Origin of the sequence: Paraburkholderia sp. BR14374 (assembly GCF_040948685.1) — a bacterium.
Lineage (GTDB): Bacteria > Pseudomonadota > Gammaproteobacteria > Burkholderiales > Burkholderiaceae > Paraburkholderia > Paraburkholderia youngii.
Genome location: NZ_JBFPKF010000009.1, coordinates 221,211 through 238,209 on the forward strand (window position 1 = coordinate 221,211; position 16,999 = coordinate 238,209).

General features: G+C 62.6%; 14 protein-coding genes. 9 read left to right on the forward strand and 5 right to left on the reverse strand.

Annotated features, from left to right (window positions below; genetic code table 11):
• Positions 1 to 3: 3 nt before the first annotated feature.
• The 3 genes from AB3X86_RS22395 to AB3X86_RS22405 are packed head-to-tail and all read right to left on the reverse strand — an operon-like array spanning position 4 to position 2,035.
• Positions 4 to 921: a hypothetical protein gene (locus AB3X86_RS22395; protein WP_368597683.1), complete on the reverse strand. Its 918-nt coding sequence runs from the start codon at positions 919 to 921 to the stop codon at positions 4 to 6.
• Positions 918 to 1,247, reverse strand: coding sequence for an acyl carrier protein (locus AB3X86_RS22400; RefSeq protein WP_368597684.1), 330 nt, complete (start codon positions 1,245 to 1,247; stop codon positions 918 to 920). The genes AB3X86_RS22395 and AB3X86_RS22400 overlap by 4 nt, the downstream gene beginning before the upstream one ends.
• 17 nt (positions 1,248 to 1,264) lie before the next feature.
• Positions 1,265 to 2,035, reverse strand: coding sequence for a Coq4 family protein (locus AB3X86_RS22405; protein WP_368597685.1), 771 nt, complete (start codon positions 2,033 to 2,035; stop codon positions 1,265 to 1,267).
• Between the two features lie 526 nt (positions 2,036 to 2,561).
• Between AB3X86_RS22405 and AB3X86_RS22410 the strand changes: the two genes are divergently transcribed.
• The 4 genes from AB3X86_RS22410 to AB3X86_RS22425 all read left to right on the forward strand — a co-directional run bounded on the left by AB3X86_RS22410 (position 2,562) and on the right by AB3X86_RS22425 (position 7,533).
• Positions 2,562 to 3,671 carry a hypothetical protein gene (locus tag AB3X86_RS22410; RefSeq protein ID WP_368597686.1) on the forward strand — a complete coding sequence of 370 codons (1,110 nt, stop codon included), beginning with the start codon at positions 2,562 to 2,564 and terminating at the stop codon, positions 3,669 to 3,671.
• Between the two features lie 71 nt (positions 3,672 to 3,742).
• Entirely contained in the window at positions 3,743 to 5,275 is a 1,533-nt protein-coding gene (locus AB3X86_RS22415; RefSeq protein WP_368597687.1) for a radical SAM protein, read from the forward strand.
• A 68-nt stretch (positions 5,276 to 5,343) separates the two neighbouring features.
• The gene (locus AB3X86_RS22420; protein WP_368597688.1) at positions 5,344 to 6,771 is read left to right on the forward strand and encodes a tryptophanase; all 1,428 of its coding nucleotides are present in this window, start codon (positions 5,344 to 5,346) and stop codon (positions 6,769 to 6,771) included.
• 9 nt (positions 6,772 to 6,780) lie between these two features.
• Positions 6,781 to 7,533, forward strand: coding sequence for a dTMP kinase (locus AB3X86_RS22425; RefSeq protein WP_368597689.1), 753 nt, complete (start codon positions 6,781 to 6,783; stop codon positions 7,531 to 7,533).
• Positions 7,534 to 7,679: 146 nt separating this feature from the next.
• Here AB3X86_RS22425 and AB3X86_RS22430 read toward each other — a convergent pair whose 3' ends face one another.
• Positions 7,680 to 8,156, reverse strand: a complete 477-nt coding sequence (locus tag AB3X86_RS22430) for an Lrp/AsnC family transcriptional regulator (RefSeq protein ID WP_176383365.1) — start codon at positions 8,154 to 8,156, stop codon at positions 7,680 to 7,682.
• A gap of 287 nt (positions 8,157 to 8,443) precedes the next feature.
• Between AB3X86_RS22430 and hppD the strand changes: the two genes are divergently transcribed.
• The 3 genes from hppD to AB3X86_RS22445 all read left to right on the forward strand — a co-directional run bounded on the left by hppD (position 8,444) and on the right by AB3X86_RS22445 (position 12,325).
• Entirely contained in the window at positions 8,444 to 9,517 is a 1,074-nt protein-coding gene (gene hppD, locus AB3X86_RS22435; RefSeq protein WP_368597690.1) for a 4-hydroxyphenylpyruvate dioxygenase, read from the forward strand.
• Between the two features lie 173 nt (positions 9,518 to 9,690).
• Positions 9,691 to 11,076 carry an amino acid permease gene (locus AB3X86_RS22440; RefSeq protein ID WP_368597716.1) on the forward strand — a complete coding sequence of 462 codons (1,386 nt, stop codon included), beginning with the start codon at positions 9,691 to 9,693 and terminating at the stop codon, positions 11,074 to 11,076.
• 43 nt (positions 11,077 to 11,119) lie between these two features.
• A complete protein-coding gene (locus AB3X86_RS22445) occupies positions 11,120 to 12,325 on the forward strand; it encodes an amino acid aminotransferase (protein ID WP_368597691.1) in 1,206 nt (401 codons plus the stop codon).
• Between the two features lie 64 nt (positions 12,326 to 12,389).
• Here the strand turns inward: AB3X86_RS22445 and AB3X86_RS22450 are convergent, their stop codons facing one another.
• Positions 12,390 to 13,508, reverse strand: coding sequence for a patatin-like phospholipase family protein (locus AB3X86_RS22450; protein WP_368597692.1), 1,119 nt, complete (start codon positions 13,506 to 13,508; stop codon positions 12,390 to 12,392).
• Positions 13,509 to 13,808: 300 nt separating this feature from the next.
• Between AB3X86_RS22450 and AB3X86_RS22455 the strand changes: the two genes are divergently transcribed.
• Together AB3X86_RS22455 and AB3X86_RS22460 are read left to right on the forward strand one after the other, a co-directional pair.
• Entirely contained in the window at positions 13,809 to 15,857 is a 2,049-nt protein-coding gene (locus tag AB3X86_RS22455; RefSeq protein ID WP_368597693.1) for an ATP-binding protein, read from the forward strand.
• Between the two features lie 125 nt (positions 15,858 to 15,982).
• The gene (locus AB3X86_RS22460; RefSeq protein ID WP_176111901.1) at positions 15,983 to 16,948 is read left to right on the forward strand and encodes a LysR family transcriptional regulator; all 966 of its coding nucleotides are present in this window, start codon (positions 15,983 to 15,985) and stop codon (positions 16,946 to 16,948) included.
• Positions 16,949 to 16,999: the final 51 nt, after the last annotated feature.

The following is a 16,999-nucleotide window of genomic DNA, read 5'->3' on the forward strand; positions in this document are numbered from 1 at the left end:
GTGTCATTTGAGGAGAATCTCGGCCAGCAGTCCGAGCTCGACGGCGACGATGAAGCGCGTGCCCGCCCAGCGTGGGCGGCCCGGCCTGCTCGCGGGGCCCGGCCAGCTCGCGTTGAGCCAGACGAGCCATACGAGTGGCAGCGTCGCCGCATAGATCGAATAGGTTTGCGACAGGCCTGCGAGGCGCGACAGCGACACGTTGATGCCGAGCGCCAGCATCAGCAGGACATTCAGCGCGACGCGGATTTCGCGCGCCGACAGGTGATAGGGCTGCAGTGCGGTGGTGCCGACTTTGCGCGAGAACTTCCAGAATTCGTAGCCGGTCCACATCGAGCCTGCTACGCACATCACGACATAGAAGCTCAGTTCGCGGCCAGCCATGTCGCGCCACCAGAAATAGCCGTACTTGAAGACCGCGAAGGGCGCCCCCTCGAATGCGGGAAAGCACAGCAGCGGGCAGCTCGGGAGCAGGCGCTTGAATACGAACGGCGCGGCGAAGGCGAGGGCGGTGGCGGCAACGGCGGCCGTCCTCGCGTGCCCCATGCCGGTGTTTAGTGCAACGAGCAGCAGCGCGCTGGTCGCGAGGCCGGCGACGAGACGTGTGCGTCGTGCCTCGCGGCGCGCCAACAGCGCGTGCCCGGCGGGATAGTCGCGTTCGAGATCGTCGAGATCGTCGATCAAGCGAAGCTGGACGAACAGCAGGAGAAAGGACACGAGGCCGGCCAGCACACGCCAGCCCGGTTCAACGGCGACGCCGGCGATCCGTCCGTACAGCAGCAGCGAGCAGACGAACGCGCCGGCGATCGGCAGCGCCTCGGCGGCCAGCGGCAAGCCGCCGAGCGTGCTGCCGAGCGCAATTGCCGCGGCCGCAAGCCGGCCACGTCTTGCCTGCGCGGTGGCCAGCGAAAGGCGCGGGCTCATGTACGCATCCCCTCGTTGGCGTCCACGCGGATGGCGGCGTGCCGGATGCACAGGTCCACGAGCGAGCCGACCGTGAAATACGTTTCGGCGTGTTCTTCGTTCAACGCTTCTAGCGGCAGACGGTCGATGCCGAACGCCTGCTCGACCGCTACCACCGCTTCGACGAGCGATAGCGAGTCGAGGCCGAGATCGGCGATCAGCGAACTCTCGAGGTGAATCTCTGCGTTGAAGTTGCGCTGATGCTCGCGGCAGACGCGCAGCAACTGCGTGCGTACGATGCCGAATACGGTGTTGCGCAGCGACGCATTTTTCGGTGTGCTGGCCATGGTGGGTTCCTTTCCGTTCACGCGTTGCTCGGCGCGGCGTAGCGCCACGGCAGAGTCTGGCCACCGGCCAGGATGCCCTGGGGATGCGCGAGCGCGACCGGCTCGATCGCCAGTTGCAGGCGGACGAGTGCGAGCGGTCGCTCCAACGCTTCTTCCCAGCGGTATGAGAGGGGAATGCGCGCGCGCTTGCCACGCAGCCACGCGCGGCGCAGAAAACGATGGACCCATAAGTTCGGCCACCACGGCGCGGTCAGCGCGGTGCCGAGCAAACCGACGATGCGCGCACGCATCGGTTCGAGGCCGCAGTCGAAGGCGAGAAGCGAGGTCTCGCCGGCCCAGTCCTGTCCATAGCCCGTCAACACATGCAGCAGGTCATGAATGCAGCCGCTGCGCTCGATGAACCACTGACGGTCCGGGCCCGGCAGGATTTCTTCGAGACCGGCGGCCAGCCGGCTTGCTTGCAGCAGACCATCGGCGCTGTAGCCGCTGCGCTCCATCATCGCCATGTAGGCGCGGCCGAACGAGCCGGGCGGCAAGCGCAGCAGCGTGTCGGAATCAGCGAGCGTGTCGAGCAGCGACGGCTGCTCCGCAATCAGCGCGCCGGCGCCTGGCTCGCTCAGAAAGCGCTGGTACATCGTCTCCATCTGACCGCCGTCGAGCGCGATCATCACTTCGTAGGCATGCTGAATGTCGTCCACGTTCTCCCTCAACGCCTTGATCGCTCGCAACGCGCGCGGCCAATCGATGTGGCGTCGCGCCAGCGCGTCGTCCTTCAAAGTTGCTGTCATCTGCGGCTCCCGGCAAAGATCAAGAGGGCGGGTCACGAGTGGCGATCGACCGGTGCCACTTCTTGCGGACGCTTTTTGCAGGGTTCATGCCAGTGATTCATTGGCATCACGCAAGTCGTCCTCATCCCCTGCAAGAACGGAACGAAGTGCCCAGATCTGAAAAGGCGGCGCGGGTATCGCGCGGATTGAAGCGGTGTCTGCGATTTGCCGACGCACTTTCGGGTGGAGACCCCCGCAGCCTGCCGAATGTCGGTGCCGGGCCAACATGTGAAGGGCATCTGTTGGTTGCCGCTCGACTGCACGACGTCTGATACCGGCCCGGTTCACATGTCGACGTCCAAACATCTATATGTGCGGATGTATCGTCGCGCCTTTTGAAATCTGGCTGCCTGCTTGCGTCATTGCATCTGACGGGGACTCACGTCGCGCAGCAAAGGAATGCCTGGCACGAACAGTGCACTAGGAGCGCGAACAATGGGTGGTGCCCTTTGGAATTCCTGGAACTCACGAGGACGGAGGTAGAGCAATGAATCAGGCCTGGAAGGCGAAAGCGGGGCAGTTCCTGCCGGGGGCGAATTTGACTGTGCTGCCGCACTGGGAGCGCGACGCGGTGCCGAGCTACGATCGCGCCGAAGTCTCGGTGCCAGGGCGCCTTCACTTCGCCGTATTCGACTTCATGCAAATGATGCCCGGCTTCGGAGGCGGCGGACTCGGCGTATCGACGAGCACGGTCGGACACAAGATCACCGTCACGAAGACGAACAACGGCGAAGGCGGCTGCGACGTACCAAGCGGGCGGCACATGCTCGAGTTGTTCAAGCGAACGGTCGGCTACGCACGCGACGACATCCGTGTCGATCGGCTGCGCAGCATCCAGCATCAGCACAGCGGCTTCGGCTCGAATGTGTCGTTCAACACCGCGACGCTCGCCGGCTTGAACGCGTTGTTCGGCTCACCGTTTTCGCCGCACGACATGTGGGAAATGATCACCCGCAACTACGTCGAGACCGCGAAGGATGACGAGCACGTGTATTTCGGCCTCGAGACCGGCGTCGGTGAAGCGTGCCTGTTCTTCGGCGGGCTGGTCTGGGTCGACGAGAAACACGGCAACGGCCGTTTCCTCGGCAACCTGAGTTCGGAAAACCTGTGGGTGACCACCGCCGTTGGCAACTACGACACGCTATCGACCGAAGCGCTGCGTGCGCATGGCGAAGGCGCGGACATGTCCGGCACCACCGAGGCCGGTTTCGTGCCGACGCATTTCGTCGAGTGGCAGAAGCGCTATGGCACCGCGTGGCGCAACTTCATCGAACAGAAACTGCGACCGGCGCTGCATCGCAACGACCTGTTCGCGTTTCTGAAGCACGGCTGGGAACTCAACAGCATGAGCAACATGAAGGTGCTCGAAGGCATCTTCCGGACCGACGTGATGCGTGAGTTCGACGAGACGATGCAACGCGAGGGCGCGGTGTACGCGGGGATGAGCAGCGCGGGTCCGGGCTTCTATGCGTTTTCCGACTGCGAGGAAAAGGCGAAGCACCTCTCGGCGGTGATGCTGCATCGGTTCAGTGAATTCATGAGCGAGATGACGGTGGCCCGCGCGGGCCAGAAGATGTCGATCGACGTCGCCGTCTAGCCGCGCCCTTTTTCGACCCCTTGCGACCCCTTGCGAACCCTCGCTAAACTTTCCACTGAGACTGATCGAACATGGCCAAGCGCGTCACCTTCGTCAACACGAACCAGATCAAGCCGGCGATTGCGCCGATTGCCTTCGACTATCTGTCGGCGCCGATGGAGCGTGCAGGGTTCGAGCTCAACTTGCTCGACCTGTGCTTCTCCGACGATTGCGAGGCGGCCATTGCCGAGCACTGCCACACCGCCGCGCCGGATTACTGGGGGGTGACGCTGCGAAATACCGACGACGTCTATTTCTCCAGCGGCTACAGCTTTCTCGAGCGCATCAGGGACATCGTCGCGATGCTTCGGCGTGCGCGCGCGGTCCCGATCGTGATGGGCGGCGCGGGCTATTCGGTGATGCCGGAAAAACTGCTTGCGTACCTCGACGCGGACTTCGGCATCGTTCGGGAAGGCGAGTTCAGCTTTCCCGAACTGCTGACCTGCCTCGAAGAAGGCAGGAGTTTCACGCACATACCCGGCTTGGTCTACCGCGATACGGCCGGCGTGCACGCTACGCCGCTCGCGCCCAACACATGCGGACCGTTGGCCAGCATAGGGCCTCACAAACGCGAGCTGGTCAACAACCCGCACTATTTCGCCAAAGGCGGCCAGATCGGCATCGAAACGAAACGCGGCTGCAATCGCTCCTGCATCTATTGCGTCGAGCCGCTGATCAAAGGCCGCTCGGTTCGCATGCGCGAACCCGATGACGTCGTCGCCGAGATGGCATCGCTCGAGGAGCGCGGGGTCAACGTCTTTCACATCAACGACTCGGAATTCAATTTGAGCGTCGCGCATCCGATGGCGTTGTGCGCGGCCATCATCCGGCACGGGCTCGCCGGAAAGATCCAGTGGTATGCGTACGGGATGCCGCGGCCGTTTCCCGATGAACTCGCGGCCGCGATGAAAGCGGCCGGTTGCGTCGGCATGAACTTCGGCGTCGATACCGCCAGCGAAACGATGCTGAAGATACTGCGCCGCACCTTCAGTGCTCCCGACATCGAACATGCGGTCAATACCGCGAAGCGCCACGGTCTGGAGCACATCATCGAACTGCTGTTCGGCGCACCCGGCGAGACGCAGGAGACCGCTCGCGAGACCATCGAGTTCATCAAGCGGGTCGATCCAGAGCGTGTTTCGGTCACGGTCGGGCTGAGGATTTTTCCGGGCACCGAGCTCGAGCAGATGATCCGCCGCGAAGGCCTCCATGCCGGGAATCCGAATCTGCACGGCCATATCGAAGGCAACGACGATCTGCTGCACCCGGTGTTTTATCTGCCGACCGCATTGGGCCCGGACCCGCAGCAGTTCATTGCCGATCTGATCGGCAATGACCGGCGGTTCTTCGGGACCAATGCGAGCCTGTTCAACTACAACGCGAACGACGCGTTGGTCGAAGCGATCGCGCAAGGCGAACGCGGCGCGTATTGGTCGATCCTGAACCGGATCGAGAAACGCTTCGAAGCGGCCCATCACGCGCGCGCTTGTCACCGCGCGTCGGCGGACGGCGGCGATCCGGACTGGACGCCGATCGAGATTGTGCCGATCGAGCAAAGCGTCTGACGCGGGATGTGATGCCCGAAGCGGCCAGCCATCCGCTGGCCCGTGTACTTTCAACGCAGGAGGAGTGCATGCTTTTAGAAAACAGCCAGCCTGAGCCGTACAGGATCAAGATGGTCGAGCCGATCAGGCTGATCGACCGCGAGCAACGGCAGGCGCGGCTTGCCGCTGCCGGGTACAACGTGTTTCGCCTCGAAGCCGACGACGTCTATATCGATCTGATGACGGACAGCGGCACCTCCGCAATGAGCGCGAACCAGTGGGCGGGCATCATGACCGGCGACGAGTCGTATGCCGGCTCCCGCAGCTTTACTAAGCTGACGCAGGCGGTGCGGGACATGCTCGGCTTCGAATACGTATTGCCGACTCACCAGGGACGGCCGGCCGAGCACTTCCTGTTCCGAACCCTCGTGCGCCCCGGCCAAGTGGTGCCGTTCAACGCGCCGTTCGATTCGACCGAGGCGCACGTATCGATTGCCGGCGGGACCGCGATCTCGTGTGTCGCCGAAATCGGCTACCAACCCTCTGTCGAGCATCCGTTCAAGGGCGACGTGGATGTGCAGAAACTGCGCAACGTGATCGAGAGCGAAGGACGCGACAACGTTCCGCTAATCATGGTCTCGCTGACGAACAACGCGGGCGGCGGACAGCCGGTATCGATGGCGAACCTGCGCGCGGTGAAAGCGTTGGCCGATGAGTTTGCGATTCCCGTGTACTTCGACGCGGCGCGCTGCGCGGAGAATGCTTATTTCATCCAGCAGCGCGAGAGCGGATATGCGAACCGGTCGGTGGCGGAAATTCTGAAGGAGCAGTTTTCCTACGCCGACGGCTGCACGTTCAGTTGCAAAAAGGATGCGCTGGTCAACATCGGCGGCTTGCTCGCGACACGGTCGCGCGCGCTCTACGAGCAGGTCGTGCCGCTGCTCGTGCTGCACGAAGGCTTCGTCACCTACGGAGGGATGGCAGGCCGCGATCTGGAAGCGCTCGCGATCGGTCTGCGCGAGATGGTCGACGACAGATACCTGCAACACCGCGTGGGTCAGGTCGAACGGCTAGGGGACACACTGCTTGCCGGCGGCGTTCCGATCCTTAGGCCGACCGGCGGACACGCGGTGTATGTCGATGCGGCCGCCTTCCTGCCGCACGTGCCGCGCTCGGAGTTCCCAGCCGAGGCGCTGGCTTCCGAGCTTTACCTGGAGGGCGGCGTGCGCGCCGTCGGTCTGGGCTCGTTGGCGTTTCTGAAAGAAGATCCATCGACGGGCGCGCTCAGCGCCCCGAGGCTGGAACTGCTGAGGCTCGCCATTCCTCGCCGCGTCTACACCGATAGCCACCTCGCGGCGGTTGCGGCGGCGTTGATCCGGGTCTACCAGCGACGCGAGTCGATCCGCGGTATGCGCATCGTCTCGGCGCCGCCGATGCTCAAGCACTTCACCGCGGTGCTCGCACCGATCGAGGCCCGTGACGAGGTGTTTGCGCAGAGTCGCGAAGTGATGGTCTGAGGTGATTTCATGTCGAATGCCGTGTTCGAAGCGCTCGAGCTCAAACCGCATGCTTATCCCGGCGTGCTGGTCACGTTGTGCGGCGTGGATGGGGCCGGGAAGTCCTCACTGATGGAAAAGCTCGAAAGCGCGTGCACTTGTGCCGGGCTCAACTGCGTGACGACGTTTACGCCGACCAGTCGCATCCGCAAGGACGCAGTGTTCCGGGATATGGTCGACAGCCACTGGCATGCTTCTAAAGCCAGCCTGGGGTCCGACGCAAGCGTACGTCGCGTCGACATGCTGGGCATTCTGCTGTCCATCATGGGCGACCTCGTCCAGCATCTGACCGACACGGTCATACCGGCACTGGAACGCGGCGACGTAGTCTTTTGCGACCGCTACGTGTTCACCTCTCAGGCCGAGATCGGCACGCGTTCCGATGCGGCTGAGACTGCGCCGGTGCTCCGCAGCATCGCTGGCCATGTGCTGCGTCCCGACGTCGCCTTTGGTTTGAACGTTTCCGGCGCGACTTCACACCGCCGCGTGCGCTCAAGGAACGACGTGAACGACCAGCCGCCGCCGATGAGCTTTCTGACGCGTCAGGTGGCGGCCTATCGCGCCGTGTTCGACGTCAATGGCGTCGTCGCGCTGGATGGGGAGCAGAGTATCGACGAGACGTACCGCGCGGCACTCAGTCATATCGCGGCTATCGAACGGGTTGCGGGGCGGTTGGGCCCTATCGCGGAGAAACACGTTGCACGAACCTTGGCGGCATGCTGAGGCTTCGACCTGCGCCGACACGCCGCGTCCTGGCGTCGAGGTGTGCGACAAAATGTACGTCGACACGTCTTGGTGAGCATCTATCCTTCGAGACAGGACCATGTTGCATGGAAACAAACCCGCGTCAGTACGGTCTCTGAGTCGATTCACCAGGCTGCCAACGGGACAGCGCCTGTACATTTGATTTCATCGAGGCAAACGCTGGACTTGACTCCGCTCACGCCCGGAATACGCATCAGCGTATCCAGTAGGAACTCCGACAGCGCTTTCAGGTCGTGCGCGACGACTTTGAGCATGTAATCGATATCACCCGTTACGACGAAGCATTCCTGAACCTGGGTGAGTTCCGAGATCATTCGCTTGAACTTCGACAGGTCGCGCACATGGCCTCGCTCCATCGTCACCTGGATGAAAGCCACTACGCCGAAGCCCAGCAGCTGCGCATCGAGCCGCGTCTCGTAGCACTTGATTACGCCCATTTCCTCGAGCCGGCGATGACGCCTCAGCGTTTGCGCGGGCGAAAGCTTGATTGCCTCCGCCAACTCGAGATTGGAGATGCGCCCTCGCGACTGAAGAATCTCCAGCAAACGCACGTCGATTCGGTCGATGTCGATTGTATGCACTCTTATTTCCTCATTCCGCAGTGAAATGAAATGTTAATGCACAAATCAGGGTTTGTCTGCGTCTGCTAGGAAATCCTATTGCATCGATAAAAAATTAAACTGATTCCAGATGGTGCTACGACGCGAGCATATGTGCTGGGCGAGTGGTCAGATGATCAGGCGGCTCGAGGGCCTTTCCCTGCGTGACCAATGGGGAAATTTTCTTGCATTTTTCCAACATGCCTCCGCATAAGTCAGTGCCCGTCGATCGCCACCAATCATTCATCCTCCGCTGAACCTGAGAAATCATGGCCGACCTGTTTGACAATCCAATGCAACTGATGGGCTTCGAATTCGTTGAATTTGCCTCGCCCGTACCCAATGTCCTCGAACCGCTGTTCGAGCAGATGGGCTTCACACTGGTGGCTCGCCACCGTTCGAAAGATGTGCTGCTTTACCGCCAGGGCGAAATCAACTTCATCGTCAATCGTGAGCGCAATAGCCAGGCCGCTTACTTTGCCGCCGAACATGGCCCGAGTGCTTGCGGCATGGCATTTCGCGTGAAGGATTCGCACAAGGCCTACGCCCGCGCGCTGTCGCTGGGCGCTCAGCCGATCGAAATCGCAACCGGTCCGATGGAGTTGCGATTGCCGGCAATCAAAGGCATTGGCGGCGCGCCGCTTTATCTGATCGACCGCTTCGAAGACGGCAAGTCGATCTACGACATCGATTTCGAGTTCATCGAAGGTGTCGAGCGCCGGCCGGCCGGTCATGGCTTGCGCCTCGTCGATCATCTGACGCACAACGTTTATCGCGGCCGCATGATGTATTGGGCCAACTTCTACGAGACGCTGTTCAACTTCCGGGAGCTACGCTACTTCGACATCGAGGGCGAATACACGGGGCTCACGTCGAAGGCGATGACGGCGCCGGACGGCAAGATCCGCATTCCATTGAACGAGGAATCCGGCAAGGGGAGCGGCCAGATCGAAGAATTCCTCATGGCCTTCAACGGCGAGGGCATTCAACACATCGCCTTCCTGACCGACGATCTGATCGCGGTGATCGACAACCTGCAGATGGCTGGCGTGCCGCTGATGACCGGGCCGAACAGCTACTACTACGATGCGCTCGAAACCCGCCTGCCAGGCCACGGTCAACCGGTTGGCGAATTGCAGTCGCGCGGCATTCTTCTCGATGGAACGACTGCGGATGGATCGCCGCGCCTGTTGCTACAGATTTTTTCCAAACCGCTGCTTGGCCCCGTCTTTTTCGAATTCATCCAGCGCAAGGGCGATGAAGGTTTCGGGGAAGGCAACTTCAAGGCACTCTTCGAGTCGCTCGAACGTGATCAGATCGAGCGGGGCACGCTGAAAGTTTGACGCGCATGCAACCCGTTCATCGCCGCTTGAACCATACCTATCCCAGCAAGACACGGCACCGGCGTCACAAGCGTCGGCTGTGAGGCCCCGGCATATTTCGCCTGCTCTGACCCGAGCAGGCGAAAGATGCGAGGCGTGGCGTCCAGAACCAACCGCAGGACACAGGAGACAACATCGTGGCACACCAGGAACAGGGCACGCTAAAGCGCGGCCTGAAGAATCGTCACATTCAGTTGATCGCGCTAGGAGGCGCAATCGGCACGGGCCTGTTTCTCGGCATCGCGCAGACCATCAAGACGGCAGGGCCGTCCGTGTTGCTCGGGTACGCGATCGCGGGCATCGTCGCTTTCTTCATCATGCGGCAACTCGGCGAAATGGTCGTCGACGAACCCGTCGCAGGTTCTTTCAGTTACTTCGCAGGAAAATACTGCGGGCAATTCTCTGGCTTTGTTTCCGGGTGGAATTACTGGGTGCTGTACGTGCTCGTGTCCATGGCGGAACTGTCGGCCGTTGGCATCTACATGCAGTACTGGTGGCCAGGACTGCCAACGTGGGTCTCCGCACTCGTGTGCTTCGGCGTGGTCAACGCGATCAACCTCACGAGCGTGAAGTCGTACGGCGAACTCGAATTCTGGTTCTCGATCGTCAAGGTCGCGGCAATCGTTGGCATGATCGGCTTCGGCGGCTATCTGCTGATTTCGGGCCATGCGGGTCCTGAGGCGGGCGTGACCAATCTGTGGCGCCACGGCGGCTTCTTCCCGAACGGCGTGTCGGGTCTCGTGATGGCGATGGCCGTCATCATGTTCTCGTTCGGTGGACTGGAACTCGTCGGCATTACGGCCGCCGAGGCCGAAGATCCTTCGCACACGATCCCGCGCGCGACCAACCAGGTGATCTACCGGATCCTGATTTTCTACGTCGGCGCACTCGGCGTGCTGCTGTCGCTGTATCCGTGGGAAAAAGTCGTCACGGGCGGTAGTCCGTTCGTGTTGATCTTTCACGCGATGAATAGCAACTTCGTCGCCAACGTGCTCAATGCGGTGGTGCTCACCGCCGCGCTGTCGGTGTACAACAGCGGTGTCTATTGCAACAGCCGCATGCTTTACGGCCTCGCAGGCCAGGGCAATGCGCCGCGCGCTCTGCTGAAGGTCAACGCGCGCGGGATTCCGCTCGTCGCGCTGGGCGTGTCCGCCGTGGCGACGGCCGCCTGCGTGGTGATCAACTATCTGATGCCGGGCAAGGCATTCGAGCTGCTGATGGGGCTCGTCGTCTCGGCGCTGATCATCAACTGGGCAATGATCAGCATCATTCATTTGCGTTTCCGCGCTGCGAAAGCGCGCGCCGGTGAGACGACCCTATTCCGCAGCCTCGGTTATCCGCTTACCAACTATCTTTGCCTGATCTTCCTTGCCGGCATTCTGGTCGTGATGTGGCTGATACCGGATCTGCGCATGTCGGTCTACCTGATCCCCGTTTGGCTCGTTGCGCTGGGCGTCGGCTACCGCGTGCGCAACAGGCGGGCGGGCGCCTCGGTTGCCGTTGGCGTGCCGACGCGCTAGCACCGCGCTTTTGCAATCTTTTGGCCTGATTCAGGGAACTAGCATGTTCGAACATATCGATGCCTATGCGGGCGACCCGATCCTCACTTTGAACGAAAACTTCGCGAAGGATTCGCGCGACCACAAGGTCAATCTGAGCATCGGCATTTACTATGACGATCAAGGCCGCTTGCCGGTGATGCAAGCGGTACGCGAGGCCGAAGGACAACTGCTCGCCGAGCTCGGTCCCAAGCCGTACCTGCCGATGGCGGGCTTCGCCCACTACCGCGATGCCGTGCAATCGCTGGTGTTCGGCGACGACTCGGCGGCGCGTACCGACGGGCGCATCGCGACCGTGCAGACCTTGGGCGGCTCGGGTGCGCTGAAGGTCGGTGCGGATTTCATCAAGCGCTACTTTGCGGGCTCGCGGGTATGGATCAGCGATCCGACGTGGGAAAACCACCGCTTCATCTTCGAGCGCGCGGGATTCGAAGTCAATGCGTACCCATACTACGACGAGTCGAGCGGCGGTCTGAAGTTCGAAGAGATGCTATCGGCCATCGACGCTCTGCCGGCGCGCAGCGTCGTCCTGCTGCACGCGTGCTGTCACAACCCGACGGGTGTCGATCTGAACGACGCGCAATGGGTGCAACTGATCGAGGTCATTGGAAAGCGGAACCTGCTGCCCTTTATCGACATGGCGTACCAAGGCTTCGGCGCTGGTATCGACGCCGACGCATTCGCGATTCGTGAACTGGTGCGCCAGAACGTGCCGGCGTTGGTGGCCAATTCGTTCTCGAAGAACTTCTCGCTGTATGGCGAGCGGTGCGGCGGACTGTCGGTGATTTGCGAGTCGGCGGATATTGCCGCGCGCGTATTGGGTCAATTGACGAGCGCGGTGCGCGCGAACTACAGCAATCCGCCGACGCATGGCGCGAAGATCGTAGCGCGCGTGCTGACCACACCGGCGCTGCGCCAATCGTGGCAACAGGAGCTTGCCTCGATGTGCCGGCGCATCATGCGCATGCGCGCGGAGATCCATGAACGCCTGCGCGGCAAGGTGCCGGACACGCTGCTTGCGCGCTACCTCGAGCAGCGCGGCATGTTCACGTACACGGGGCTCTCGACGGACCAGGTCGACACGCTGCGCGAACGGCACGGCGTCTACCTGATCCGGTCCGGGCGCATGTGCGTCGCCGCGCTCAATGACAACAACGTTGCGACGGCGGCGCAGGCCATCGCCAAGGTCATCTCGCGGGCAGGCGATTGACAGCACCGCAGGCTGAGCGCGCCAGCCTGCTACGCGATATCGTCAAATGCGCCGTCCGTCCAGGTCAGTTTCGTCGCGCGCTCGCGTTGCCGCTGTGCTTGAGCGTCGGATCGATCAACGAAGCCTTGACGTCCACCGAAGACGCTTGCCCGAGCTTCGCGTAGCCGCCCTCGAGCCATACGTCGGCGACTTCACGGCCACGCTCGAACAGCGTGCTGAGCAATGACCAGGACGTGCTGCTCTTCGACACGAATCCGAACTTCGCCAAAAATTCGTCGTCGCGAATCAGGTGAAACCTGACGGGCTTGTAGCGGCTCTTGCTCGCCGCTTCCTTGCCGACCGAATCGAGCACGTGGTTGACCGCTTCGATCGCGTTGATCTCCAGCACCACGGACGCGTTGAAACCGATTTCATTGAGCCGCTCGAGAATGCCCCGTGCATCTTTGGGCGGCATATCGTGGCGCACGAACGGATTCGCGAGCACGAGAATCAGGTCCTGGGCATGCTCGATCAACGGCGCCAAAGGCGGGTTGCCCAGATAACCACCATCCCAGTACGGTATGCCGTCCACGCTGACGGTGCGAAACTCGTTCGGCAGGCATGCGGAAGCGCGCAACACGTCAATCGAAATAGCGGGGCGGGTGAAGATTGCGCGTTGGTTGGTTCGTACGTCGGTTGCGCAAATGAATAGTTGCGGGCCGTCGCGCGTCGTATTGAGCGCGGCGAGATCGTGCTCGGGGAGCGCGGAACGGATCACCGGCCCGAGCGGATCGCGGTAGAACGGATTGCCATAAGGCGAAGCGACGAGTCCGACGGCCTCCAGCATGATGGCGGCGGGATTCCAGTCGATATTCCAGCCCCCGAATGGGCCAGGTTCGGAAAAGCCGAGGAGCGCGTTCCCCGCCAGCGCGCCGGCGCGCGATACCGCTTCCCAAAAGGCGCGCAGCATGTCGCGTGCTTTCGTTGCCCCGCTGGTTGCGAGACCCGCCGCGCACAGCGTTGCATTGATGCCGCCCGCGCTCGCGCCGCTGATTGCCGCGATATCGAGTGGCATTGCCTGCGACGAAGCCTCCAGCAGACGGTCGAGCACACCCCACGTGAACGCGCCGTGTGAACCGCCGCCTTGCAGGGCAAACGCGACCTTGGGGCCCTTGTGCCGCGTCGAGTTCCGAGGTTCCTCCATCGTCATGGCTCCTTCGCGTCTTGATCGCGTTCCGGCAATCTTACCCGTAAGTGTCACGCGTTTGGTCTAGCCTCGCCAGACGCGGCTGCGGGTTTGTCTCGGTTAAACCGCCGCCCGGCAGCAGGTACAGTGTGAGGCGATTTGCGGCGGGCCGGGGCCCAACCTCGGCCGATCGATACTATTAATAGTCGCAAGCGACATATCCGATAAAAAACGGGCCATGAGAGAGAAGTTGAATGACATAAGCCAGCGTGCCAGGGCGGCATCGCGGGCTCACCGCGCTTGTGCGGGGGCGCCTCGATGAAACGGGATTTCGATCAGGATTGCCGAGGCGCGATCACGCTAAATGGGCTGGCGCGCAGGCTGGGGCGTACCCGTGAGCAGCTGATGCAGCGCTGGATCGCCGAGACTTCGGAGCAGGGCGCGCACCCCGGTGCGGACAGCGGGCAGGGACTGACTGCCTGTTTCGCCTACATGCTGGCCGAGGTATGCGCTTCCTTGCTGGTCGCCGACAGCGACGCGTCTTTAACCGATCACGTAGGTATCGCGCAGCCCGGCAGGTTCTGGCCGGACGACTGGCGGGTCACCGATCTGTTTCGCAACATGGATCTGATGCAGCGCTTTCTGAAGCACGAGATCCGCGCGTATTTCGGTCCCGTCGCCGCTTCCGTCGATGTTCACATGCGGGCGCACGACATTGTCGAGCGCACGTTTCGCGCGATGATCGAAAACGCGATCGAGGCCTACATGCAACGTCAGGCGGCCGAGGTGGCGGCGGCACAGGACAGCCTGCGCACGGCGCTGACCGCGCTGAAGCTCACGGAGGAGCGGCTGCGTGTCGCGACGAGCGCGGCCGGCATCGGCATCTTCGAGTGGTGTGGCGCGTCGCGACAAGGCGTGTGGGAAAACCGCCGGATGTACGAAATCACCGGGCAGCCCGAGGACAGGGGCCCGTTGACGGAAACCGAGTTCATGACGTCGGTCGTTCATCCGGACGATGTCGAACTGCTGCGACGCCATTTCCAGGCCCGGCGGGTCTCCGGCGAACCGGTGCATGTCGCGTTCCGGCTGCACCGCATAACCGATCGTGCGCTGAGGACCGTCGAAATGTTCGGGTATCTGCGACCGCCCATTCATCAGGACGATTACACGTTCATCGGCAGCTTGTGCGACGTGACGGAGCGGGCCGACGCGGAGGCGAAACTGCGCGACGCCGATCGCCGCAAGGACATCTTTCTGGCCACGCTCGCGCACGAGCTGCGCAATCCGTTGGCGCCCGTGCGCAACGCCGCGCATCTGCTGGGTCACAGCGCCGGAGCCGATCCCGCCAAACGCGAGTGGCTGCGCAATGTGATCGAACGCCAGACCGGTCACCTGTCGCATCTGATCGACGACCTGCTCGATGTATCGAGAATCACCACCGGCAAGATCGAGCTGAAGCGCGAGGTCTTCGATATCAGGCTGGCACTCGACCACGCTCTCGAAATCACGATGCCGGCTGCGTCGCAGCGGCATCACGACATCGTGCGTCTGCCGCTGGAGCACCCGGTGTACGTGCACGGCGACCCGGCGCGGATCACCCAGACATTTTCGAATCTGCTCGATAACGCGATCAAATACACCGACGACGGTGGCAGGATCGTCGTATGCGCGACGCTCGTCGGGCAGGAAGTCTCCGTGACGGTGTCGGACACGGGCACGGGTATTTCGGACGACGCACTGCCTCACGTGTTCGATCTGTTCGTACAGGGTTCCTGCCACGGCGAGCCATCGAGGGGCGGTCTTGGGATCGGGCTGTCGGTGTGCAAGACGCTGACCGAAATGCACGGCGGGACCATTGCCGCGAGGAGCGAAGGCAAGAACAGAGGCAGCGAATTCGAAATACGTCTACCCGTGTGCCAGGCCCGCCACCAGGACGCGAAGGACGGTGCCGAGGCCGGTCGACCGGCGTCCGACCCATTGCGTGTTCTGATCGTCGAAGATAACAGCGACGCCGCACTATCGCTCGCCATGATTCTCGACGCGCACGATGTGCGCACCGCACACAGCGGGGAAGACGCGCTTCAGATTGCCGCAGCGTTCGAGCCGCAGATCGTGTTCCTCGATCTTGGGCTGCCGGGAATCAGCGGCTATGAGGTGGCGCGTCGGCTGAAGGAGCATCAGGCGGGCGGCAAGCGCGTTGAAATCGTCGCCGTGTCGGGATACGGACAGCCTGAGGACGTGGCTCACTCAGCGGAGGCGGGGTGCGATACGCATCTCGTCAAACCCGTCGATATCGAGGAACTGCTCGCGATCATCAGGCGGATGACCGGCGAAAATCCGGCCCTCCGTCGCCAAGCGAGCGGATAACTCACCGACCGTCACCCCGGCGGATGATCGCGAGGTATTCACGTAAACGCGAGCCGTGACCCGCCGTCAGTACCCATTTCCAATCTGCGACAATAGCCGCGATTCTCGTCCACGCCGATCGTGAAATGGAACTCAGACAATTACGCTATTTCCTCAGCGTCGTCGAACACGGCAGCATGGGGAAGGCCGCGCTGGAGCTCGGCGTCGTCACTTCCGCGCTGAGTCAGCAGATCAGCCGCCTCGAAGGCGAACTGTCGACGCGCCTTTTGCAGCGCACCTCCAGCGGTGTCGTGCCGACCGATGCCGGTCTCGCGTTCTGGCGTCAGGCGCAACTCGCGCTGCGTCATATCGACGACGCGGCGCTCGCCGCGCGCGCTGCCCGGCTCTCGGGCCACGTCAGCGTCGGCATGGCGCCCAGCACCGCCAGCGTGCTCGGGGTCCCCTTCATGCAGGCCATGCGCGCGCGCTATCCCGACGTGCGGCTGCGCATCGTCGAAAGCCTGTCCGGCTATCTCGCGTCGATGCTGAGCGCACGCCAGATCGATCTTGCCGTGCTGTTTCGTCCGGAGCCCGCGCAGCGCTGGAGCGTCGTGTCGCTGCTCGACGAGCGGCTGTTCGTGATCGGCCGGCACGAACTCGAAGGCATGCCGTCGGGCGCGAGCGTGCGTCTCGGGCAACTCGGCAAGCTTCCCCTCGTTCTTCCGAGCGGCGCGCACGGCCTGCGCTCGCTGCTGTCCGCCGCGTTCAAGCGGGCCAAATATGAACCGAACATCGCGGCCGAAGTAGACGGCCTCGCGCTGCTGATGGACGTCGTGCGCACGGGCATCGCCGCGACCATCCAGCCCGGCGCCGCACTCGCGCGGCCGGAGAACGCGGTACTGGCTAGCGTGCCCGTTTCCGAAAGCTTCGCCGTGCGGCCCAATATGATCGCGAGCATCTCCGACGACGAGCTTTCACCTGCGGGGCTCGCCGCGCGCGTGGTGCTCGCCGACGTCGCGCGCGAACTGGTGCGCGAAGGCCGCTGGCCCGGCGCGCGCCTGCGTCAGTCGGAGGGCTTCACAAAAACTGAAGGCCTGTTGACGGCGCGCTGATGGCGGAGCACGAGCGCGACCTTTAGAGTGCGTCCGAAAGGAGGCCCACAA